Source organism: Marinovum algicola (assembly GCF_900109145.1).
GTDB classification, from domain to species: domain Bacteria; phylum Pseudomonadota; class Alphaproteobacteria; order Rhodobacterales; family Rhodobacteraceae; genus Marinovum; species Marinovum algicola.
The window spans coordinates 39,478-61,813 of record NZ_FNYY01000018.1; the positions used below are offsets into that span (position 1 = coordinate 39,478).

The following is a 22,336-nucleotide window of genomic DNA, read 5'->3' on the forward strand; positions in this document are numbered from 1 at the left end:
CGGGAGGACTGACACATGGCACGTGCCGTTACCAATCAACGCAAGGCGATCAACACCGCCGCAGCCTGGGCAGTGGGTCTGCTGATCTTCTTCCCGATCCTCTGGACCATCCTCACCAGCTTCAAGACCGAGGCCACGGCAATCGCCGATCCGCCGGTGTTCCTCGCCTTCGACTGGACGCTGGAGAATTATTCCGCCGTCATGGAGCGCTCGAACTACGCCCGCTTCCTGTGGAACTCGATCATCATCGCAGGCGGCTCGACCATCCTCGGCATCATCGTCGCGGTGCCGGCAGCCTGGTCGATGGCCTTCGTGCCCTCGAAACGAACCAAGGACATCCTGCTCTGGATGCTCTCGACCAAGATGCTTCCGGCGGTCGGCGTGCTCTATCCGATCTACCTGATCTTCATCAAGCTGGGGATCCTCGACAGCCGCATCGGCCTGGTCATCGTCATCATGCTGATCAACCTGCCGATCATCGTCTGGATGCTCTACACCTACTTCAAGGAAATCCCCGTCGATATCCTCGAAGCGGGCCGCATGGACGGCGCCAGCCTGAAGGACGAGATCATCTACATCCTCACCCCGATGGCCGTGCCCGGCATCGCCTCGACCCTGCTCCTGAACTTCATCCTCGCCTGGAACGAAGCCTTCTGGACGCTCAACCTGACCGCCGCGAAAGCCGCGCCGCTCACCGCCTTCATCGCCAGCTACTCCAGCCCCGAGGGTCTGTTCTACGCCAAGCTCAGCGCGGCATCGACCATGGCCATCGCGCCGATCCTCATCCTCGGCTGGTTCAGCCAGAAACAACTCGTCAGCGGCCTGACCTTCGGCGCAGTGAAATAAGGACCTGAGATCATGGGACAAATCAACCTTACTCAAGTGACCAAGAGCTTCGGCGACGTCAATGTCATCCCGCCCTTGGACCTCAACATCAACGATGGCGAGTTCACGGTCTTTGTCGGCCCCTCGGGCTGCGGCAAATCCACCCTGCTGCGGCTGATCGCCGGGCTCGAAGACATCACCTCGGGCAAGATCGAGATCGACGGCCAGGACGCCACCGAACTGCCGCCCGCCAAACGCGGCCTGGCGATGGTTTTCCAATCCTATGCGCTCTATCCGCACATGTCGGTGCGCAAGAACATCGCCTTTCCGATGAAAATGGCGGGCATGGACGAGGCCGAGCAGAAAAAGCGCATCGAGGCCGCGGCCAAGGCGCTGAACCTGACCGACTACCTCGACCGGCGCCCCGGCCAGCTTTCGGGCGGCCAGCGTCAGCGGGTGGCCATCGGCCGGGCCATCGTGCGCGAGCCTTCGGCCTTCCTGTTCGACGAACCGCTGTCGAACCTCGACGCGGCGCTGCGGGTCGGGATGCGGCTGGAAATCTCCGAGATGCACAAGCGCCTCGCCACGACGATGATCTATGTCACCCACGATCAGGTCGAAGCGATGACCATGGCCGACAAGATTGTGGTGCTTCAGGCCGGCGTGATCGAACAGGTGGGCAGCCCGCTGGAGCTCTACCGCCGCCCGCGCAACAAGTTCGTCGCCGGTTTCATCGGCTCGCCCAAGATGAACCTGATCGAAGGCAAGCTGGCGTCGGAACACAGCGTCCACACCATCGGTATCCGCCCCGAGCATATCGACGTCTCGACCACCGAGGGCGCATGGCAGGGTACCGTCGGCGTGGCCGAGCACCTGGGGTCCGACACCTTCATCCACATCCACGGCATTCCGGGCTGCGATCCGCTGACCGTGCGGGCCGGGGGGGATGTCGACGTGCGCCACGGCGACACCGTCTATCTGACGCCGCAGGCCCAGCACATCCACAAATTCGGCGCCGACGGGCTTCGGCTGGACTGATGCGACTGTCTGGCAAATCCGCGCTGATCACAGGTGCAGCACGGGGCATCGGCAAGGAATTTGCCAAGGCCTACGTGAACGAGGGCGCCAGGGCGGCGATCGGGGATATCAACCTCGACGCCGCCAGGGCAGCCGCGAATGAGATCGGGGACGGCGCCAGCGCCGTTCACCTCGACGTCACGCGGCAGGAGAGCATCGACCAGGCGATAGCTGAGGTCGTGAAGACTCAGGGAAAACTGGACATCCTCGTGAACAATGCCGCGCTCTTCGATGCGGCCGAGACGGTGGACATCACCCGCGACAGCTATGACCGGCTTTATGCGGTCAACGTCGCGGGGGTGCTGTTCACCATGCAGGCGGCGGCGCGGCAGATGATCGCCCAGGGCACGGGCGGCAAGATCATCAACATGGCGTCCCAGGCAGGGCGGCGCGGCGAACCTCTGGTGCTGGTCTATTGCTCGACCAAGGCGGCGGTCATCTCGATGACCCAATCGGCCGGGCTGAACCTGATCAAGCATGGCATCAACGTCAATGCCATCGCGCCGGGCGTGGTCGACGGCGAGCATTGGGAGCATGTCGATTCCATGTTCGCCAGGCTCGAAGGCAAGGCCCCCGGCCAGAAAAAGGCCGAGGTCGAAGCCGGCGTCCCCGCCGGCCGCTTTGCGGTGCCGGCGGACCTCACCGGAATGGCGGTGTTCCTGGCCTCGGAAGAGGCCAACTACATCGTTTCGCAAACCTACAACGTCGATGGCGGCCAATGGATGAGCTGACCGGACAAGGGACGAAAACATGAAACTGTCGAACGCCACCCTGAACGACCTGCCCGAGGCCATCACGCGGCCGACGTATGACCGGTCGGAACTGACCCCCGGCATCGTGCACATCGGACTCGGCAATTTCCACCGCGCGCACCAGGCCTGGTATCTGCACCGGCTGATGCAGGCAGGGCAGGCGCAGGACTGGGCCATCGTCGGCGCCGGCGTGCGCCCCTATGACGAGGCGATGCGCCAGAAGATGGCGGCGCAGGATTACCTGACCACCCTGATCGAGCTCGACCCCGCCGGCAGCTCGGCCGAAGTGGTGGGATCGATGATCGACTATGTGCCGATCGTCGAGGGCAACGGCCCGCTGATCGAGAAGCTGGCCGATCCGGCAATCCGCATCGTTGCGCTGACGGTGACCGAGGGCGGCTATTTTCTTGATCCCGCGACCAAGAATTTCGATCCCGCGCACCCCGACATCCAGCACGACATCGCCACCCCCGAGGCGCCGAAAACCGCCTTTGGCGCGATGATCGCCGCCCTGCGGACGCGGCGCGCAGCGGGCGACAAGCCCTTCACCTGCCAGAGCTGCGACAACCTGCCCGGCAATGGCGACAAGCTGCGCGAGGTGGTTCTCGGGCTGGCCGGGCTGATGGATCCCGATCTCGCGGCCTGGATTGAAGAGAACTCGAGCTTTCCCAATTCCATGGTCGATTGCATCGTGCCCGCCACCGGCCGCAAGGAGCTCGAACTGGTCCGATCGCTCGGCGTCGAGGATGACGTGCCGGTGACGCATGAGAACTTTCGCCAATGGGTGATCGAGGACGATTTCTGCAACGGCCGCCCGGGCTGGGAAACGGCCGGCGCGACGATCTCGGCGCAGGTGCATGACTACGAGGCGATGAAGCTGCGGATGCTCAACGGCGGCCATCAGGTGATCGCCGCTCCCGCCGAAATTCTGGGCATCGAGACCATCGCCGGCGCCATGGCCCACCCCGGCATCAAGGCGCTGCTGCGCAAGGTCGCGCTCGACGAGATCGCGCCGCATGTGCATGACGTGCCGGGGATGAGCACGGCGCAATATGTCGACCTGATCGACCGGCGGTTCTCGAACCCCAAGATCCACGACACCGTGCGCCGCGTCGCCTTTGACGGCTCGTCGCGTCACACCGGCGCGGTGCTGCCCGGCATCCGCGACAGCCTCGCCGCCGGCACCCCGGTCGAAGGTCTGGCGCTGAGCCAGGCGTTGTGGTGCCGAATGTGCGCCGGAACCCGCGAGGACGGCAGCAGCATCGAGCCCAACGATCCGGTCTGGGATCAACTCAACGCCGCCGCGCTGGCCGCCCGGGACGCCCGGGACGCCCCGCAAGCCTGGCTCGAACAGCGTCAGTTCTATGGCGCCCTGGCCGAAAATGCCCGGTTTTCCCAAGCTTTTGCCACATGGCTCAGCCTGATCTGGGCTGACGGCGTCGAGGCCGCACTGCGCCGCTATCAGCAGGGCTGATCGGCGGCATCGGGGCGACGGCGCGGCCGGGCCGCGTCATCCCCTGCCCGCCTGCGTGCGCCGCGCGGCCAGCCGAAGCGCGCCGTCCTGCGTCATGAACCAGCCATATCAGCCCCGCGCAACCGGCGCAGGCGGAAACGGCCCCGGATTGGTCCGGGGCCTGCCCTGGACAGGGGCCGGCAGAGCTTATTGCCGGACCGCCGAGGTCGCGATGCTGATCAGCGGCGGGAAGAACTGGCTGAGCGCGCGGTTCCACTTGGTGATCGGCTGTTCCTCGATGAACACGACATCGTTGGGCCGCATCTCCATCTGGGTGGCGATGGTGATGTTGGCGGCATTTCCGGCGTTAAGATGCCAGGCCGTGACCGCCCCGAAATCGGCCGGGTTCGAAGAGGCGCGCAGCACATAGATATGCGCCGGGTTGCCGGTCTGGGTGCTGAAGCCGCCGTTGTCATACAGCACATCCGCCAGATTGGCCTGTTGGGCATACGGCAGGGCAAAGCGGCTCTGATTGTTGACCTCGCCGGCGAGGTAGACGTAGTCGCGCTTTTCCGCACCGAGTTCGGCCCGCGCCTCGAAATTGCTGCGCTGCTCGTCCAGAGCGGCGCGCCGCAGTCCGATCTGGGTCGACAGTTCGGTCAGCGCCTGCGCCCGCGCCTGGTTGCGCAGGCTCAGGACGTTAATTTTCTGTTGGTAGAAGGTCAGGGCCCGTTCGAGATCATAAGAGGTGTCGACATAGATCGCGTCCCCGTCCAGCAGCCGGGTGCGTTGCAGTTCGGGCCGGTTGTAGAAATCGCGGATCGGGATCTGATAGAGCGTGCCGTCGCGATAGAGCCGGATCGAGGCGAACTCTTCGTCCTGAAGCGCCAGCCCGCCCGAGGCGGTCAGCACCTGGCCCAGGTTCGGCGTGTTCAAGGTTACCGGTACGATGGTCGGATTGACCACCGCGCCGCCGACGACGATCTTCTTCGAGTTGAATTCCGAGATTTCGAGCGAGAAATCCGGGTCGACCTGATTTTCCACCAGCGCCCGGAACAGCCGCGCCTCGGCCTCTTCCAGCGTCATCCCGGCAATCGAGACCGGTCCGATATTGGGGATCGAGATGGCGCCGTCTTCGCGCACGGTGAAGCCCTGGCGCTGATTTTGCACGGCGAGGATGCCCGACAGCTCTTCAATGGTGCTGGCCGACCCGTTGGTCGACAGAAGCACCACGTCGCCGACACCGATGCGATAGGGCTCGACCGGCGGGTCCGAGGGCAGGCGCAGGGTCAGGGTCTGGCGCACCTCGTTGGGCACATAAGGCGCCGGAGGGAGTGCCGCGCCGGGATTGGCCGTGCCGCCCCCCGTGCCCATATAAAAGACCTCGGGCAGCGAGCGGGGCACATAGGGTTCGCGGTTGGCCAGCAGCACGCTCTGGGTGCTGAGCGCCACGACCCGCACCTTGGCACCGGCGGCCTGGGATTTCACCGTCGGGCTGGTATAGGTCACGCCGCAGGCCGCGAGTGCCGCGAGGCCGACGACAAGCCCCAGGTTTCGCAAGTTCCCCAAGATATTCACGTTTCTTCTCCCTCGGAATTCACTCTCAGCGCACCAGGCGCTCGGTCAGAAGATACCCGGCAAACGGGCTGACCCATTGTTTCGATTTCCACATGATCCCGTCACCAAACCAATAAGCGTTGTCCACCCGCAAGCCCGGCGAATGACAGGTCTCCTCGACCTTCGTCGTTGCGTGGACCCGTTCAAAGATGACGATCTGCTCGGCCGTGCGTGCGGTGACGATGCATTGAAAGCTACGGAACCGCGTCTGATGCTCGCCGTCCAGATAGCTGTGGAACTTGGTGTAATAGCCCTGGCGTTCGCCGCGCAGGGCGGCGCGCGTATGGCTCACATCGGCCGAAATCAGATCCTGCCCCAGCCCGCGCGTGGCGACAAGAACACCGGAGCGAAAGCTGAGCCCCACCTTGTCGCCGGTCTGCCAGGTGACAATATCGCCATTGGTCGCGACCCGGGTGACGCCGGCGGCGGTGCCGAGGCCATCGAGCTCGGCCAGCATCAGCGGCTCGGTCACCTCGTTGAGCTGCGCGCGGGAAATCTGGCTGCGCACGTCCGGCGCCGGCCGGCTACAGGCGGCCAGCAGAACCAGGGTGAGGATCACGAGATTGCGCATCATCTCCAGAACCGCCCCCATGTGTCGGCCAGTGCCGGCTGGTGGGTGTCGCGCACCGTCTCGTAAAGCCGGTCGTTGATATTCACCCGCGCGCCGCCATCACGGGTGACCGGCCGGATCACGTTTGTATAAGTCTCGCGCGTGGCCTGGCCATTGACCCAGCCGATCGGGATCTCGATCCTGATGCCCTTGTCGAACGAGCCTTCGCCAAACTCGTCGAACGGCACATCGGTCAGCGTGGCAAAGGCTCCGACCGACCAGCCGTTCTTGAAGGTCCGGTCAAGCGCGAAGGTCGCACCCCAATCGCCGGCAAGGTAACGCCCGGCATCGATTTGCGCCTCATAGCCATTGCCGAAATCGTAATACAGCGAGGCATGGCCGGTGGCGATTTCGTAATCCCGGAACTCGAACCCCTGGTCAAAGGCCCGCTGGCGGACATAGTTGACCTCGACCCCGGCGGCGAGCCGGCTGTCGACCGGCTTCCACAGCAGCTCGGTCGAGATGCCACCATATTGCGTTTCGAAATAGCCGGCGGTGACGCGGCCATAGAGGTCTTCGCCGGGCTTGAAGTAATAGCCGCCGGTCAGATGCTTGAGCGCCGGATCGCCGTGTTTTTCGTAGAGATTGAAGTCGGATCGCACATGCGGCAGCACCGAAGTGGAATCCCGCGTCGACTCGTCGAGATTGCCCACCAGCTTCTTGCGCACCGCGCCTTGCAGCACAACGCCCTGCACCGGCTCGAACCGGGCCGAGAGCTCGATACCGGCATCGGCCCGGAACGGGTTGTCCGGGTCGAAAAAGCTGGTCGCGAAATACGGGCCGATGTCATAGTCGAAATACGGGTAGCGCCCCGGCACCGGATTCAGCGGATCTGTCGCGCTTTCGATCCGCGCGCGGGCATAGCTGTCCCAGGCGCCGTCGAGCTCGAATTCCAGCGTTTCCAGATCGCGCCGCCGCAGGGTGACCTCGGCGCCCGCAATGCCGTTTTTGACCGGCACCACCTCGAAGGTCTCGACCTGCGCCGGCAGCACGCCGGTCATCGCGCGCGCCGCGCGGCCCACGGCCTGCGCCTGGCTCAGATAGCTGCGGTTGTCGATTTCGATCCGCGCGGTGGCGCCGGTGATCGTCAGCCCGTGCAGCCCCATGCCGTATTGTTTCAGCACCTGATCGGCGCGCCGTTCGGTGCTGTTCTGCGCGCTGATGCGATAGGTTTCCTCCCAGCCCAGCGCGGCGGCGCTGCGACGCACCACAGGCGGCGGCGCCTTTTCCAGCCCGCTGTAATTGGGCGGGTTCTTGGGATTGACCGCATAGGTCAGCTGGACGCCCACTTCGGAGCCGTAGAGGTAATGCGCCTTGAGGTTGATATTCTTGCGCACCTGATAGCTGACGCCGAAATTGAACGGGTTCTCGTAATCAAAGGTCGCGCCGTCCTCGAGCTCGTATCGGTCGGAGGAGAATTCGGCGCTGAATTTCAGCTTTTCGGTAGCCTGAAACTCGACCCCGCCGAAAAACGCCGCATCGCCGCGGAAAATCTCGCTCGCCTCGAGCTGACCGCCCTGATTGGAGACCCGGTCTTCGCGCGTCTTGAACCGGTCGGCCACAACCCCGAGCGGGTTGTCGAATGCGCCGACCCCGGCCAGACGGCCCCAGCCGATGCCGCCGGTCACCCGAAGCTGTGGCGTGAGCGTCTTGCTGGCGACAACATGCTCGGACCGGTAGATGCCGGTGCCGAGAAAGTCGTTCAGCCCAACCGACACCGCCGGCCAGCGCTCGGATTCCTCGGAGATCAGATATTGCAGCGAAAAGCTTCGGTCGAAGCGGAAACTGCCGGAGGTCCCCAAGTTCGCCCCAGAACTCGGGTCCATGTCATTGAGCAGCGCATAGCGGAAACTGCCGGTCAGCCGGGGCGCCATCTGGAAGGTCAGCGTATTGCGCTTGGTGTTGCGGGAATAACTGAAGGTATAAGCCAATTCGCCGTCGGGCATGGCATGGGCGGTCGGCATTTCGATCAGGCCCGGGGTGCCATAGGTCGTGTATCCTGACTGGATCTGCGGCTCGGCCAGCGCCGACCCGCACAGCACAAAAGCAATCCCCGTTGTCACCCGGCGTCTCAAATCACCTGCCCCTGAATAATTACTGGCAAACTACATGCGCCATTGGTCGGCTACATCCGCCTTGGCCCAAGTTTTGCCGTAATCCCCAGATCATGTGGCGATTTTGACACTGGCCACAGCGCAAGCCCCGGATTGCAGCTAACAATTCCGCGTGACCGCGATTCCATTCCTGACCGAAACAGCGCATAAGAGGCCGGGTGAGACTGCGACTGATTTAAAAATGAAACTAAAGACCCTGCTGTCGGCCTTTCGCACGCCGAAACCGGCCGCCTTCGATCCAATCGCTCCCGAATCGGGATTCTATGCCATGGGCGACATCCATGGGCGGCTGGATCTGCTCGACCGGGTGCTGCGCGGCCTGCCGGATGACCTGCCGCTGATCTGTGTCGGTGATTACATCGACCGGGGCGACGATGGCGCCGGCGTGCTGCGCCGCTTGCAGGCCAGCCCCGACATCACCTGTTTGCGCGGCAACCACGAGGACATGCTGCTCGCCTTTCTCGACGCGCCGCAGGACAAGGGCCCGCGCTGGATTCGCAACGGCGGCTTGCAGACGCTGGCAAGCTTTGGTGTCACCGGCGTGACCCAGACAACGGCGGGCATCGATCTCAAGATCGCCGCCGATGCCCTGCGCCGCGCCATGGGCTCCGAGTTGATCGACTGGATGCGACTGCTGCCGCTGATGCACGAAACCGGCAACGTCACCGTCGTACATGCCGGCGCCGACCCGGCGAAACCGCTCGACCAACAGGCGCATCGCACCCTCACCTGGGGCCACCCCGATTTCCTGACCACGCCGCGCCGCGACGGGCAATGGGTGTTGCACGGCCACACGATCGTCGATGCCCCCAGCGCCGATCAGGGCCGCATCGCCGTCGACACCGGCGCCTATGCCACCGGCCGGCTCACCGTGGCCCGGGTGATCCCCGGTGAAGTGAGCTTTGAAAGCACCTGACGCCAGCGGGCTCTGAACCCGACGTGAAACGGTGCCGAAAGGTTACCGAGTGGTTAATCTATCCATCTGATTTTAATCAATTTCCGTTTACGGCCTGTTAACCGCATTCAGGGTTAATCGCGGTTAACCAAAGGCTGGGTGGGACCGACCTTTGAGGCCCCGCATGACGGAAGTTTCCACCGATCTGCCCCTGTCCACTCGTCCGGGACGAACCTTTTACGCGAGCTTTGGCAAACGCGCGCTCGATCTGGCGATCGTGCTGCTGCTTTTGCCGGCAATCGTTCCGCTGATCGCCCTGCTCTGGCTGTTGGTTCGCAGCAACGGCGGGCCGGGGTTTTTCGGCCATACCCGGATCGGTCTCGATGGCCAGAGCTTTCGCTGCTGGAAGATCCGCACCATGGTGCCCGACGCCGAGCGGGTTCTGGCCGAAACCCTCGCTCGCGATCCGCTGGCCGCCGTCGAATGGGCGCTGGCGTTCAAGCTGCACCAGGATCCCCGCATCACCACGCTTGGCCGCCACCTGCGCCGGCTCTCGCTCGACGAGCTGCCACAGATCTGGAATGTGTTGCGCGGCGAGATGTCCTTTGTCGGACCGCGCCCGATCACCGCCGGCGAGCTTGCCTTCTACGACGGCGAGCCACAGACCTACCTGGCGCAGAAGCCCGGCATCACCGGGCTCTGGCAGGTCGAAGGCCGCCCCGACGGCTGTTATCGCAAGCGTGTCGCACTCGACCGGCGTTACCGGGCGGAACAGAGCCTGCCGCTTGATCTGCTGCTGCTCTGCCGCACTGCCGGTCTTGTCCTCGCCCCGACCGGGCGATGAGCCGCCCGCCGGAGATTGCCGCCTGGACCGCGTTGCGCGGGCTTGCGGCGCTCTGGGTGGTGCTCTTTCATTTCTGGCCACAAACCGCCGCGCCGGTGCCGCTGCTGGTAGCCCGGGGCTATCTCGCGGTCGATCTGTTTTTCTGCCTGTCGGGGGCGGTGATGATGCTGGTCTATGCGCCGCTGATCCGTGGCGGCGACTTCGGCCCCGGCCGGTTTCTCTGGCGCCGCTTCGCCCGGCTTTACCCGGTGCATCTCGTCACCCTCGGGCTGGCGGCGCTGATCCTGGCAATTGGGCCAGCGTTTGTACCTGCCCGGCCGCTGTCCTATGACATCGGCGAGATGGCGCTGCTGCATCTCGTATTGCTGCACGCCTGGGGGATCACCGAAACCGGCGGGCTGAACTATCCCTCCTGGTCCATCGCCGCCGAGGCCTTTGCCTACCTGCTGTTTCCACTGCTGGCGGCATGGATGCTGCGCCTGCCGCCCGGCCGCGCGCTGGCGTCCAGCCTTGCCGTGGCGCTGCTCTGGATCACCGCGATCGAGGCGGCACTGCCGGCGCCGGGCCTGGCCTTCACCCGGCTCGAGAACGATTTCGGCGGCCTGCGCATCCTGCCCGAGTTCCTGGTGGGTATGGGCCTGGCCTATCTGTTCGGGGGCCGTCACGCGCCACGCTTGGGGCGGGCGCTTTGTGCGGCTGCGGTTGCCCTGCAAGCGGCGGCAATTGCCAGCCAAGCCGACGCGCTGTTTCTGGCCGGTCTGCCGCTGCTGCTGGCCGGACTCCTGCTGTGGCGGCCCGGCCCGCCGCGCGCCCTGCTTTATCTGGGCCGCATCTCCTATTGCCTCTATATGGTCCATGCGCTGGTGCAGATCCCCGGCTTCAAGCTGATCGAGCAGTTCACCGAAAGCGCCGACCGGGCCGCACCCGGCTGGGCATTGCCGTTGCTTCTCGCGCTCAGCCTGTGCGCCGCAGACCGCCTGCATCGCTGGGTCGAAGCGCCGGCACGCCGCCTGCTCCTGCACGGAACAGCACCGGCAAGAGAAGATCAAGGCTCCGCGCCCAGCGATAGCCCGCCGCCTGCGCCTGCCCCGCCTTGATCAGCGCCGCACGCTCAGACGCGCCCAGCCCGGCCAGCGTCCGAAGCCCCTGCGCCATGTCGGGCAGCGACGCCGGATCGCACCAGAGCGCCGCCGGACCCAGCACCTCCGGCAAGGCGCCGGCGCGGGCTGCCAAAACCGGGCATCCCAGCTCCATCGCCTCGAGCGGCGGAATGCCAAACCCTTCGTGACGCGAAGGAAACACAAAGCCAGCCGCCCCTTCGTAAAGCGCCCGCAAGGCACCGTCAGACACCCGCCCCGGGGCGATTACCGCGCCCGGCCGTGCCTCGGCCAGCCCCGGCGCCGCGCCGCCCACCACCACCAGCGGCGGCAGGTCGCCAGCCAGCCCATGGGCGGCGACAAGCGGGGCAATGTTCTTGTTGGGCGAGCGGTTGCCGACGCAGAGCAGATAACCTTGGCGGCCGAGCCCGAGGCGGCCCAGAATCTCCGGCTCCGGGGTCACGTGCCGCACATGGTCGGCGGCATTTGGCACCCGTGAGAACCGCGCCGCATCCACCCCCAGCAGCGCGCTCAATTGCCGGGCGGAATGGCGGCTCACGGTCACCAGCGCGGCGGACCGGCGCGCCAGTGGCGGCCGCAGCGTGCGATGCAGGGCACGATACCGCCAATCATAGGCTTCGGGGATTTCCCAGAGGTTGGCATCATGCAGCACCAACACCTGACGCCGGTGCAAAAGTGGCCCGGAATTGCCCGGCGAAAACAGCACCCGGCCGCGCGCCGCGCGTCGCAGCGCGGTCTGCTCCCAGGCATGGCCCCGCCCGCCGGGCAGCCGGTGCAGCTCGACCGCCTGCCAGCCGGGATGCTCTGCCCCCTCGGGCGCATAGGCCACCACCGGGCCGAGACGCGCGCGCAGCGCCGGATCCGTCGTCAGGCGCTGATCCAGGGCGGCCACGATTTGGCGACCGAAGCGCTGCACGCCCGACGTCGCCTGGCTCAGAAACCGGGCGTTGATCGCCAGCCTCATGCCGCCACACCGGCCCGCGAAGCGCCATACAGCGCCGTGGTGTCCGGCCCCAGCCGCGCCTGCGCCCAGGCGCCAAGGTCGCTCGTCGCCGCGCCCTGCCGCAGCTTCGCCAACCGCGCTGGGCTGCGCGACAGGTCGAGCATTTCGCGCACCAATGCCGCCGGGTCGCGCGCCGGCAGGATGCGGCCGTTGACGCCATCGCACAGCACCTCGTCGATGCCCGGCAGGTCGTTGATCAGAACCGGCACCCCCGCCGCGAGGGATTGCACCGCCACCCGTGGCAATCCCTCGCGCTCGGAGGCCAGAAGCGAGATGTCGGCCAGCGCCAGCAGTGCCTCGGGATCGGCGCGATGGCCGCAGAGCGTCACCCGGTCGCCAAGGCCAAGTTGCGCCATTGTGCGGCGAATGCGCGCCTCCTCGGGCCCGGCGCCGGCCAGGATCACCCGCATTTCCGGCATCAGGCGCCGTAAGGCCGCAAAGGCCCTCAGGAAGGCCACATGGCGTTTGCGCGGTTCCAGAGCGGCCAGCATCACCGCCACCGGCGGGCGTGGCGCACCGGGCGGCAGGTGCAGGAGGCTGCGCCAGTCGGGCGGCGGCCGGGCCTCGCGAAACCGCGCCAGATCCATGCCCGAGCGCACACAATGCAGCCGCCCGCGCGGAGCGATCCCGGCCGCCGCATAGGCCTCGCACAGCGCCCGGCTGACCCCGATGAAAGCGTCGGTGCGCCCCGCCACGGCCCGCTCTGCCGCCAGGTAGACCCGTCGCCGCGCCGCGCTCACATGCGCCCAGGGCAAGAGGTGCAGGCCATGAATGACCCGTGCTTCGGGCACCACATCGGCGGCCAGACGTCCGAGAACGCCGGCCTTGCTCTGATGGCTGTGCACCACATCCGGGGCCAACCGCAGATACAGCCGTCGCAATGCCGCCAGCGCCCGCGCATCGGCGTAGGGCCGGATCGGATGCACCATTTCGGGCAGGGCGATACAGCGAACGCCGGCGGCCGCGGCCAGCGCGGCGTCGGCCTCGGCGCCATGCACCAGCACCACCTCGTGACCGGCCTCGGCCTGCCAGCGACAACAGGCAAGCGTGTTCTCTTCCGACCCGGCGCGAAGCAACCGGGTCACGACATGGACGATGCGCATCGCGCCCTCCTTGCGGCGTTAAACCCGCATTAACCTTGGGCGTGTTTTCCTTAACAAAACGCAAACGCGAGGTGATCTGATGCGCGGCCTTGTCTATATTCACGTACCGAAATGCGGCGGGTCGAGCTTTGGCGCCGCGCTGCGGCTGCGCTATGTACTGTCGCAATCGACGATCCCGCTCGGCCTCGGCGATCCGCGGCTCGACGGCATGGCGCATATCCTCTCGGACTACGACCACCGCGACATCGTGCTTCAATGCCTGCTGCAACGCCGGGTGCGCTGCATCGCCGGGCATGTGCGCTATGATCCGCGACTGCACGCCAGTTCGGGCTATCAGTATGTCACTTTGTTGCGCGATCCGGTGGCCCGGTTCGTCTCGCATTATCACTACCTTCAGCGGCGCCACCCGGACCCGGCCCGTGCCGCCACGCTCGCCGCCTTTGTCGAGACCGAAGAGGCGCGCCACATCGCATCGCAATACCTGTTCTATTTCGCTCGTGAGACGGGGCCAAGCTGCCGCAACCTGCCGGCGGCGCTGCGGCGCGCGCATCAGAACCTGGCCCGGTTCGCGCTGATCGGCGACCTGGCGGACCCGTCAGGATTTGCCCGCGGGCTGCGCCAGTTGACCGGCCTGCCGCTGCCTGTGCTGCACCGCAACCGCGCTCCGGTGCCGAAAGAGCTGACCGGGGAACTGCGCCGCCGGATCGAGGCGCTGACCGCCGCTGACCGGGCGATTTACGACGCCGCCCGCGCCCTGCCGCAGGCGGCCTGATGCCTGCGTTGTCGCCGCTGGTGCTGTTGCTGGTCTGCTGGGGGCTGACGGTCGCGGTTGCCTGCCTCGCGCTGGCCGCGCCCGAGGCCTTCGATCTGGTGCCGGTCTTCATGGCGCGGCATGATCTCGATCCGGCGGCCTTTACCGGCCTTGGCGCGCTCTGGCATGTCACCGCGCTCTCGGCCTGGGTCGTCGGCCACCTGGCGGCCTGTACCGCCCTGCCCCGCCGCGTCGCGACCCGCAGCGTGCCAGACCTGTCGCGCGCCGCGTGGCTGACCTTTCTGGCAAATCTCGTGCTTCTGGCGGTCACCCTGCTCTGGATCGGACTTACCGCGCGGCAGCTTGGCGGATTGCGGGCGCTGGTGATCCTGACCACGGCGGAGGCCATCACCGCCCGCGAGTTCCTTTTGCAGAACAAGCTGTTCACCGGTATGCGCCTGTTCTACGCCGCGCTGCCCGCCACCGGATGCCTGGCCGCCGCGATCCTTGTGGCCGGGCGGGGCCGACTTTCGAGGCGGGCCCACGCCCTGTGCCGCGCGACCCTGCTGATGAACCTCGTCGCCCTGACGCTCTTGCCCATCGTGATGAGCCAGCGCCTGTTGCTGCTGCAATTCACCCTCTCGGCCTATCTCGCCGCCTGCCTGATCCGCCGGCGTGTCTTTGCCCTGCCCTGGCTGATGACCGGCGCAGCGCTGTTCCTGACCGTCTGGGTGCTGCGCGAGACGCTGATCAACCCGGCCGTCGCTACCCAGGCCGTGCCGGTCGGGCTGCAAAAGCTCGCCTTCTACACGGTGAACGATCTTTGGAACGGCTTTGCGCCGATCTCCTCGGATGTGCCGCGCACCTGGGGGGCCGAAACTTTTCACGGGCTGGCGGTGCTCACCTTTACCGACGGTCTCGTCGATCACGCGATTCTGCCGCTGGCCCCCGCCATCGACGCGGTCAGGGGAGGCGGTGCTTTTCCAATATTTACAGCGCCTTACGTAGATTTTGGCCCCTTCGGAGGGGCCATCGTGCTCGTCGGGCTGAGCTTTGGGCTCCGGCTGCTCTTTCACCGTGCGCAAAGCAGTTTCCTGGCCACCATCGCCTATGCCCAGTTCGGCGCGGCGCTGCTGTTTTCCTCGCACGGGCCCTATCTCCTGCACCAGAATCTCTTGGCCTCGCTCATCGTTGTTGCTGTGATCCTGCGCCTGGCGCGACCGGCCGTGCGCACCCGGGCCGAGATCATCCCGCTGTTCCTTCCGCGACGAGAGATGGCCCGTGACGCCGCCTGAGCACCTCGAGGGACTGCAATCGCTGCGCGCGCTGGCGGCGCTTCTTGTGCTGATCGGACATGTGCGCGCCGAAGCGGCGCATTACTTTGCGCTCGACCTGCCCGGCGCGGCACTGCCCTGGACCCGTGGTGTTGATATCTTCTTCATCATATCGGGGTTCATCATCACGCTTTCCGCGGCCCGCTTTGCCGCCCGCCCCGGCGCCTTTCTCTGGCGCAGACTGCGCCGTGTCGTGCCGCTTTATGCGCTGTTCACCACGCTTATGGTGGCCCTGCTGCTCGCCGCGCCCGGCTCGCTGAAATCCACCAGCCTCGATCCGGCGCAAATCGCCAGCTCTTACCTCTTTCTGCCCTATGAGCGGGCTGACGGCCGCATTGCCCCGGTGCTCTCGCTCGGCTGGACGCTGAATTACGAGGTCTTTTTCTACGCGCTGCTCGCTCTTTGCCTGGCCCTGCCCCGCCCGTTGCTGGCCTGCTGCGCCGGACTGGCGGCGCTTTGCCTGCTCGGCCCGGCGCTACCGCAGACAACGGCGACGGTTTTCTATGCCAATCCGCTGATCCTTGAATTCACCTTCGGCATCGCCCTCGCCCGCCTCTGGCAATGCGGGTTTGTCCGGCCCTCGGCGCCACTGGCGGGGTTGGCTCTGGTGACCGGCCTCGCGTTGCTGGTGGTGCTGCACCAGACCGCCCTGCCCCGCGTCCTGGCCGCCGGCCTGCCCGCCACGGTGATTGTCGCGGCCGGCACGCTATTGGCACCCGATCGCCACTTGCCGCTGCAATCGATCGGCAACGCCTCCTATGCGCTTTACCTCTCCCATCGATTTCCCCTGCGTCTGGGAACACTGGTTCTTGTGCCAGTGATGCCGGCGCATCCGTTGGCGGCGCTGGTCTTCTGTGTCCTGCTTGTCGGCCTCTGCCTTTGGGCCGCGCGCGCGGTGCATCTCCATGTCGAACGCCCGTTGACGGCAAGGCTCGGCCCGCGCCCCACCCGGCTGGCCGCATGACGGGATGGGCCATTCTGTTGCAATGGTCGCGGCTGGGCCTCTCGGCCGCGATCTTTCTCTTGGCCGCGCGCCTTTTGCCGCTGGCCGAGATCGGGGCCTTCGCTACGGCCTTCGCCCTGCCAAAGCTGCTTCAGACGTTGCACAAGGCCGGAGTTTGCGAACTTCGCATCACCGCCGAGGCGCCCGACCGGCCGATCTTCCTGCTGTCGCTTGCCACAGGCCTTGCCGCCGCCCTGCTCTGTCTTGCCGCGACTGCCGTTCTGCCCGCCGACAGCCGGCCGCATCTCCTGGCGCTTACCGCCTTGCCGCTTCTCAACGCGCTCGCGGCACCTTCGGAAGGCGCGCTGCGCCGCGCCCTGCGCCTGCATGCCCTGGCGCTGCGCACGCTGGCAGCTCAGGGCCTCGCGGCCGGGCTCACGCTCTTTGGCCTGATGCAAGGATGGGGCGCCTGGAGCCTGACTGGCTTTGCCCTCGCCAATGCCGGGCTGAATGCCGCCTTCAGCCTCGTGCTTGCGCCGCCGCGCCTGACCGCACGCGGCCCTGCCCTCCCGCTTATTCCCGAGCTGGCGCGGCTTACCCTGCGGCCGCTCTTGAACGCGGCGACCTTTCCGACCGTGCAATTTCTGATCGGCCTCGCGCTCGGGCTGCCCGCTGCCGGCGCTTTCCAGATCGCGGCGCGGCTGGTCGAGCTGGTCGATACACTGGCCCTCGCCCCGCTGCGTTATCTCGCCCTGCCCCGCTTCAAAGCGATGGTTGGCACGGCAGGTTTCGCAGCGAAACTGCGCCAGAGCGTCTGGCGCGTGGCGCTGATTGTCGCGGTGGTCTACCCGGCAACCGCGGCGCTCGCGCCCGCCGTTCTGCCGCTCCTCGGGCCGGAGAAAGCGCAGGCCGCCTTGCCGCTGCTGCCGCCGCTCTTGCTGACCGGCGCGCTTTCGGCCGTGCTGATGCCCCTGATCCAAGCGCTGGTCGCGCTGGGTCAGAGCGGCCTGCCGCTGCGCCTCGCGGCCGTCAACTTCGGTCTTTCGCTTACGCTGCTGCTGCCGGTGCTGACTCACCCCCAGGCGCTCTGGGCCCTGCCGCTTGGCCAAACCGTCGCGGCGCTGGTCTTTCTGCGTCAGGCCCGCACAGCCAACGCGACGCTGGCCCACCGAAGTTAGTCAGAACCTATGACCCACTTTTCCCGGTTTCGCATGCGAAACCCCGGGGCCCTGCGTGTCCCGGGCCGCTTTCAAAATGGCGAAACCGAACCGCCGCTCGCCGCCGACACCCCGCCCGCCACGGCCTGAAACCCGCGGGTAAAGACGGTGCCCGAATTCGCCTCGATCGCGAGGTTGCTGGCGGCGCCAGCGGCGTCGCCCACCGCCTCATACAGCCACATCACGCCTTCGAACGAACATTTGTAGGCCACCGAAGTGCCATCTACATCGCGGGCCACCGCCCGGCACCCGGCCAGAAAGCTGGTCGTCTGCTGGATGCAATGGACCTCGGTTCCGTTGCGCGAATGGCCAAAGCCGCCCCCCAGAACAATCATCCTGACGGCGTCGTGACTGGTCAGCGCATTGCAGGATGTCGCGCCAAGCGCGCCATTGTCAAAGCCGGTGCAGCGCTCCATCAGCACATGCATTCCGGCGACGCCGTCTTCGTGAAAATTCCAGCCGTCCTTGGCCCCGGCACTGGCATCACAGTCGAAAAACGCCAGGAGCCCGCTGGTCCGCCGCAGCCGCGCGGCATCCTGGGCCGCAGAAGGCGTGGGCGGCGCGGAATATCGAAACGAAGATTTCACCGCCACCACGTTTCGGCTGGCCATCGCATCGCAATGCAGCGCGCCGGAAATGCCGCCCTCGCAATGGACATTCTCGAGGTAAAGATCCGCCGCATGGCTCAGGAAGCGCGCCCCGTGGAAGCTTCGCATCAAGGCGATGTCGCCCGGCCCCGGCGCGCCGCCGATGTTGACATGCACGGTGCCGCCATCGTCGCACCAGCTGTCGGGCGTGGCGGTGCAAGCCGCCACATCGGCAACCTCGGCCAGTTCGGTGTAGTGCCCGCGCGCGGTCAATACATCGGTCCGAAACACCCGGCTGACCGCGCTTTTGATCGTGCTGAAGGTGCCGCCCTGATCCATCCAGCTCACCTGCCAGGGTCCGGTGCGATATCGCACCTCGCCGCCCCAGCCGATCACCGCCACCGGCTGCGACGGCTCGTCATTTCCGTTGCGGGTAAAATCGCTTTCCGCATACAGCCCCGGTTTGACGATCACACGATACGGCGCCTCCGTGGAATTGCCCGCCACGAATGCCGCCCAGATCGTGCGCTTGGCATTGGCAAAATCACCGTCGGCGGCACCGAGCCCGGAGTTTGCGTCGTCGCCGCTGGCGGCGTCGACATGAAAGGCCGCGCCCGACCAGATGGCCGGATCGACGAGATCGCGCGGGACGGTTTCGCTGCGAAACCCGCCGATGCCACGGGTGATCCGAACCGGATGGGCCTCGCTGTTCCAGCCGAGGCCCGCCGGCAAAGGGACAGGCACCTCGGCGGAAAACTGTGGCCGCAGGTCTAGCCCGACCCCCAGCATCAGACCAGCCCCTTGAGGCCCGTGGCGGTGGTGCCGGTCGCCAGGACGCGTGCGGCCCGCAGCGGATAGATCACACCCGGGCTCAAGCCCGGCAGGGTCACGTCGCTGCCATCGGGAAAGCGCACCGCGACATCGCCGACCGTGCTCACCATGAGCGCACGGGGCAGGGTGGCAAGGTCGGTCGTGTCATCGGGGGTCACGTCGAACCCGCCGGTAACCGGGCCATTCAGGCTTTGTGCATGGCTGGCAAAGGGGTCGTTGATCGGCATCAGGGAACTCCTCGGTCTGAATACCGCCCGGAGCATCCGCAAGCCTCGTTACCCGCGGCAGAACAGAGCGCCCGCAGCCCGTTGCGCATGAAAAAGGGGGTTTCGCAGCGAAACCCCCTTGCCCGACATGCCGGATCAGGTGCGTTATCGCGGGCCGCTCAGCACCCGCTCGATTTCCGCCATGCAGTCATCGACCATGTCACCGCTCACCGGCCCATGCAGACGGATGGCAACACCCTTGGCGCCGTCCTCGCGCTCGATGGCAATCCCGTTGGGAAGCTCACGACGCTGGCGTGTCACAGCCTGTTTCGTCCGGGGCCGGCCACCACGCCCCGGCGCGCGCTCAGCCTGCTCCGCCTTGTTGATAAAGCCCTGCAACACCTGCCATTCATCTTCGGCAGCCTCGGGTTTGGCCTGTTCCAGCGCGTCCCTGATCTCAGGCCCGAGACCGGCCCGAAGCGCCGTTGCCAACCGCAGGCACTGCCGCTCGTTCATTGCGGTGGCATGGCCCAACATGTCGGCCAGCTCTTCGTGAATCATGGCAAAGGAACGAATTTTCGACCGTTTCGCCTTGGATGCCGCGCGAAACAGCGCATTCACCGCCTCATCCAGCGTCGCAAACACCCCGTCAGACACCGCCATGGCCGCCGCGCGACCCCGTTCGTACTGGCTGAGACCGACGCGGATCTCGTTCTCTTCGATCATCGCGACATAGACATCGGCGACGTTCTCCGGCGCCCGCACAAAGGCCGGGATCTCGGTATATCCCCCCTCGGATGCAGCCAGGTGGCGAAACGCCTCGAGACGCCGAAACCCCGAGATCAGCGCATAGCCATCGTCGTTGGGATAGACCTCGATCGGCAGCCGCAGGCCGCTCTCGACAATCGAGGTGGCCAGCTCCATCAACTCGTCCTGCGCCACTTCGATCCGGTCGCGCGAGACGCCGGCGACATGCACCTCGGCCACCGGTACCATGGTTACCAGCCGCCCGTCCTCTTCAGCCGCGCGCAGCCGGGCCGCATCGGCCTTGTCACGGGCCTGTTCGGCGCGCGCCTCGGCGGGCAGGGGCTGGGCCATTGCCGCCGCTTCGCCCACCACATCCGCGATCGGCATCCTGAGGCCGCTGCGGTTTTCCCGCGCAAACCCTTCTTCGAGTTCTTTCAATGCCTCGGGCGAGGGCGGTTCAAGCTGTCTGCGCCGTGCCATGCTCTGCCTCCTTGGTCCTGTCTGCCTCTGCCATCTGCGCGTCACGCCACCACGACCCGATCAGGAGCTCCTTGAACTCCGCATAGGTCCGATCGAACGCTTCGCGCCCCCGCGTATAAGTCTCGCGGTTGAAATTGCGGTAATCCGCTTCGTAGATTCCGCTGACACTTTCGCCAGCCTGACCCACCAGCGCGGTATATTCCTGCCGATAGGCGTTCATCATGTCGCCGAAATAGGCCTGGATCACATTCGCCAAATCGGTCTGCTGCGCCGCGTCGAAGCGGGTGATCACCGCCCGCACCACATCCCATTCGAACTTCATCTCGGGCAGGCCGGCACGACGCCGGGCGCCATTCTCGCCCTCTTCGATGCTGGCGAAGGTCGAATAGAGCATGTCAAAGAATCGCCCCGTGGAATCGAACTCCAGGAAAGACGCCCCCAGCGGCACCAGCAGGATATCCGCCGCGGCCAGCGCATTGATCGTCAGATAGCCCAGCGCCGGCGGGGTATCGAGAAGCACGATGTCATATTCGTCGAGCGCACCGCCTTCCTCGAGCCCCGCGGTCAGCGCATCCCAGAGCGGCCAGGATTTCAGCCCCATGCGCCACACCGGGATCTGGAACTCGGCCCAGTAGAGATTGAGCTGCGCACCGATCAGATCGATGTTGGGCCAATGGGTGTTCTGAACCACGTCCTGCAACGACAAGTCCAGCGCCTCGGTGAGCGTCTCGTCGAGCGGGGCAGGGGGGGCACCCGCCGCTTCGCGCACGCTGTTTTCCTGTTGCAGATGCCGCGCGTAATCGCGCGCCAGAAGCGGAAACACGGTTTGCCACTCATCCGCCACCTGCCCGCCGAGGATCGAGGTCATCGAGCCTTGTGAATCCAGATCGATCACCAGCACTTTGTAGCCGTCGAGCGCCGCCGACATCGCCAGATGCGCCGCCGTCGAGGTCTTGCCGACGCCGCCCTTGAAGTTGGCCACCGCCACCACCTTGGCCGGCAGCCCCTCGGGACGATAGGGGCGATACTCCTTGGTGCTCACCCCTTCTTCGGCAAAGTGGTCGCGAAGCCGCAACACCTCTTCGAGGCTGAACCATTTCGCCCCGGCGTGGCCTTCGCCCTGCGGCAGGTCCGGGTGCTTGTTCAGCACCCGCCGCAGATGCGCTGGCGCAACCGGGATCAGGTAGCGGCAAATTTCCCAGGTCGAGAATTTCCGCAACCGTTTTCGCCCGTCGGGCGCATAACCCCGTTTCGCCAGGTCATCACGCCCGCGCCCCGCAAAGGCCGCGGCTTTCGCGAATCGGGCGGTGTCGATAGGTTCGCCCAACTTGGCCGCCGCCGCCTTGGGATCGAGGTTGAAATAGGGGGGCAGGGGGGTGTCCTGTTTGCGGACCATTGTGCTCTTGCCTCGCTCGGATCGTATGATTTGCCTGTTATTCGCCAGATCATCGCACATCCCGATCCATCTGTGAATCGCCAATGCGAGGCGCACCTTGCTGGGGTTTCGCACGCGAAACCTGCTGCAAACCCTAAAAAGGAAAGAACGCAGCACCCCAACAAGGTTTTGATTCTTTAGGAATATTTAAGATCTTTTCCCGCAAAAAGATCAGCCTTTTTAATATGTTAAATAGGTTTGGGGACCCGCCCACAGGTCCATAGGCACCCATCTGCGGGACCGGGAGTACCCGCCGGCGGGAAGAGGGGATCCGATTCGCGGGGAAAGCGGCACCCGGACTCGGGAAACGGCAAAAATCCCGCCTCTGTTGCCCGAATGTCGGCGTTCGATCCCGTAAACGGGTCCCTCAAGCCCTTTCAAGCCTCTTCGTTTC

At 65.8% G+C, this 22,336-nt stretch carries 19 protein-coding genes and 1 pseudogene; 11 read left to right on the forward strand and 9 right to left on the reverse strand.

Annotated features, from left to right (window positions below; genetic code table 11):
- Positions 1 to 15: 15 nt before the first annotated feature.
- Genes BMW90_RS19710 through BMW90_RS19725 form a run of 4 tightly spaced genes read left to right on the forward strand, consistent with a single transcriptional unit; the run spans position 16 to position 4,128 of the window.
- Positions 16 to 846 (forward strand): carbohydrate ABC transporter permease, encoded by an 831-nt coding sequence (locus BMW90_RS19710; protein WP_048535929.1) that lies wholly within the window; start codon positions 16 to 18, stop codon positions 844 to 846.
- 12 nt (positions 847 to 858) lie between these two features.
- Positions 859 to 1,863, forward strand: coding sequence for an ABC transporter ATP-binding protein (locus tag BMW90_RS19715; RefSeq protein ID WP_048535928.1), 1,005 nt, complete (start codon positions 859 to 861; stop codon positions 1,861 to 1,863).
- Positions 1,863 to 2,633, forward strand: a complete 771-nt coding sequence (locus tag BMW90_RS19720; RefSeq protein WP_170850588.1) for an L-iditol 2-dehydrogenase — start codon at positions 1,863 to 1,865, stop codon at positions 2,631 to 2,633. Before BMW90_RS19715 ends, BMW90_RS19720 begins: the two co-directional genes overlap by 1 nt.
- 19 nt (positions 2,634 to 2,652) lie before the next feature.
- Positions 2,653 to 4,128, forward strand: coding sequence for a mannitol dehydrogenase family protein (locus BMW90_RS19725; protein ID WP_074838365.1), 1,476 nt, complete (start codon positions 2,653 to 2,655; stop codon positions 4,126 to 4,128).
- Positions 4,129 to 4,314: 186 nt separating this feature from the next.
- On the opposite strand, the gene BMW90_RS19730 is transcribed toward BMW90_RS19725, so the two are convergent.
- Genes BMW90_RS19730 through BMW90_RS19740 form a run of 3 tightly spaced genes read right to left on the reverse strand, consistent with a single transcriptional unit; the run spans position 4,315 to position 8,397 of the window.
- Entirely contained in the window at positions 4,315 to 5,685 is a 1,371-nt protein-coding gene (locus BMW90_RS19730) for a polysaccharide biosynthesis/export family protein (protein ID WP_244526558.1), read from the reverse strand.
- A 25-nt stretch (positions 5,686 to 5,710) separates the two neighbouring features.
- Entirely contained in the window at positions 5,711 to 6,298 is a 588-nt protein-coding gene (locus BMW90_RS19735; RefSeq protein WP_170850589.1) for a YjbF family lipoprotein, read from the reverse strand.
- Positions 6,295 to 8,397, reverse strand: coding sequence for a YjbH domain-containing protein (locus BMW90_RS19740; RefSeq protein ID WP_074838371.1), 2,103 nt, complete (start codon positions 8,395 to 8,397; stop codon positions 6,295 to 6,297). Before BMW90_RS19740 ends, BMW90_RS19735 begins: the two co-directional genes overlap by 4 nt.
- Before the next feature lie 232 nt (positions 8,398 to 8,629).
- Between BMW90_RS19740 and BMW90_RS19745 the strand changes: the two genes are divergently transcribed.
- The 3 genes from BMW90_RS19745 to BMW90_RS27055 all read left to right on the forward strand — a co-directional run bounded on the left by BMW90_RS19745 (position 8,630) and on the right by BMW90_RS27055 (position 11,284).
- Positions 8,630 to 9,364 carry a metallophosphoesterase gene (locus BMW90_RS19745; RefSeq protein WP_074838373.1) on the forward strand — a complete coding sequence of 245 codons (735 nt, stop codon included), beginning with the start codon at positions 8,630 to 8,632 and terminating at the stop codon, positions 9,362 to 9,364.
- Between the two features lie 163 nt (positions 9,365 to 9,527).
- Complete coding sequence (locus BMW90_RS19750) at positions 9,528 to 10,187, forward strand: sugar transferase (protein WP_074838376.1); 660 nt, start codon at positions 9,528 to 9,530, stop codon at positions 10,185 to 10,187.
- Positions 10,184 to 11,284 (forward strand): acyltransferase family protein, encoded by a 1,101-nt coding sequence (locus BMW90_RS27055; RefSeq protein WP_074838379.1) that lies wholly within the window; start codon positions 10,184 to 10,186, stop codon positions 11,282 to 11,284. Before BMW90_RS19750 ends, BMW90_RS27055 begins: the two co-directional genes overlap by 4 nt.
- Before the next feature lie 46 nt (positions 11,285 to 11,330).
- On the opposite strand, the pseudogene BMW90_RS19760 reads toward BMW90_RS27055, so the two are convergent.
- Together BMW90_RS19760 and BMW90_RS19765 are read right to left on the reverse strand one after the other, a co-directional pair.
- Positions 11,331 to 12,269 (reverse strand): annotated as a pseudogene (locus BMW90_RS19760) (glycosyltransferase family 4 protein); the annotation flags it as partial.
- Positions 12,266 to 13,411, reverse strand: coding sequence for a glycosyltransferase (locus BMW90_RS19765; protein ID WP_074838384.1), 1,146 nt, complete (start codon positions 13,409 to 13,411; stop codon positions 12,266 to 12,268). The gene BMW90_RS19765 and the pseudogene BMW90_RS19760, both read right to left, overlap by 4 nt.
- A 79-nt stretch (positions 13,412 to 13,490) precedes the next feature.
- Between BMW90_RS19765 and BMW90_RS19770 the strand changes: the two genes are divergently transcribed.
- The 4 genes from BMW90_RS19770 to BMW90_RS19785 are packed head-to-tail and all read left to right on the forward strand — an operon-like array spanning position 13,491 to position 17,617.
- A complete protein-coding gene (locus BMW90_RS19770; protein ID WP_074838387.1) occupies positions 13,491 to 14,183 on the forward strand; it encodes a sulfotransferase family 2 domain-containing protein in 693 nt (230 codons plus the stop codon).
- Complete coding sequence (locus BMW90_RS19775; RefSeq protein ID WP_074838390.1) at positions 14,183 to 15,457, forward strand: O-antigen polymerase; 1,275 nt, start codon at positions 14,183 to 14,185, stop codon at positions 15,455 to 15,457. Before BMW90_RS19770 ends, BMW90_RS19775 begins: the two co-directional genes overlap by 1 nt.
- Positions 15,444 to 16,460, forward strand: a complete 1,017-nt coding sequence (locus tag BMW90_RS19780; RefSeq protein ID WP_074838392.1) for an acyltransferase family protein — start codon at positions 15,444 to 15,446, stop codon at positions 16,458 to 16,460. The genes BMW90_RS19775 and BMW90_RS19780 overlap by 14 nt, the downstream gene beginning before the upstream one ends.
- Entirely contained in the window at positions 16,457 to 17,617 is a 1,161-nt protein-coding gene (locus BMW90_RS19785) for an oligosaccharide flippase family protein (protein ID WP_074838395.1), read from the forward strand. Before BMW90_RS19780 ends, BMW90_RS19785 begins: the two co-directional genes overlap by 4 nt.
- A gap of 71 nt (positions 17,618 to 17,688) precedes the next feature.
- Here the strand turns inward: BMW90_RS19785 and BMW90_RS19790 are convergent, their stop codons facing one another.
- From BMW90_RS19790 to BMW90_RS19805, 4 genes are all read right to left on the reverse strand, one after another.
- A complete protein-coding gene (locus BMW90_RS19790; RefSeq protein ID WP_074838397.1) occupies positions 17,689 to 19,032 on the reverse strand; it encodes a hypothetical protein in 1,344 nt (447 codons plus the stop codon).
- Positions 19,032 to 19,301, reverse strand: a complete 270-nt coding sequence (locus tag BMW90_RS19795; protein ID WP_048535907.1) for a spike base protein, RCAP_Rcc01079 family — start codon at positions 19,299 to 19,301, stop codon at positions 19,032 to 19,034. Before BMW90_RS19795 ends, BMW90_RS19790 begins: the two co-directional genes overlap by 1 nt.
- Before the next feature lie 144 nt (positions 19,302 to 19,445).
- Positions 19,446 to 20,507 carry a ParB/RepB/Spo0J family partition protein gene (locus BMW90_RS19800; RefSeq protein WP_074838399.1) on the reverse strand — a complete coding sequence of 354 codons (1,062 nt, stop codon included), beginning with the start codon at positions 20,505 to 20,507 and terminating at the stop codon, positions 19,446 to 19,448.
- Positions 20,485 to 21,903, reverse strand: a complete 1,419-nt coding sequence (locus tag BMW90_RS19805) for an AAA family ATPase (RefSeq protein WP_048535904.1) — start codon at positions 21,901 to 21,903, stop codon at positions 20,485 to 20,487. The genes BMW90_RS19800 and BMW90_RS19805 overlap by 23 nt, the downstream gene beginning before the upstream one ends.
- Between the last annotated feature and the right edge of the window lie 433 nt (positions 21,904 to 22,336).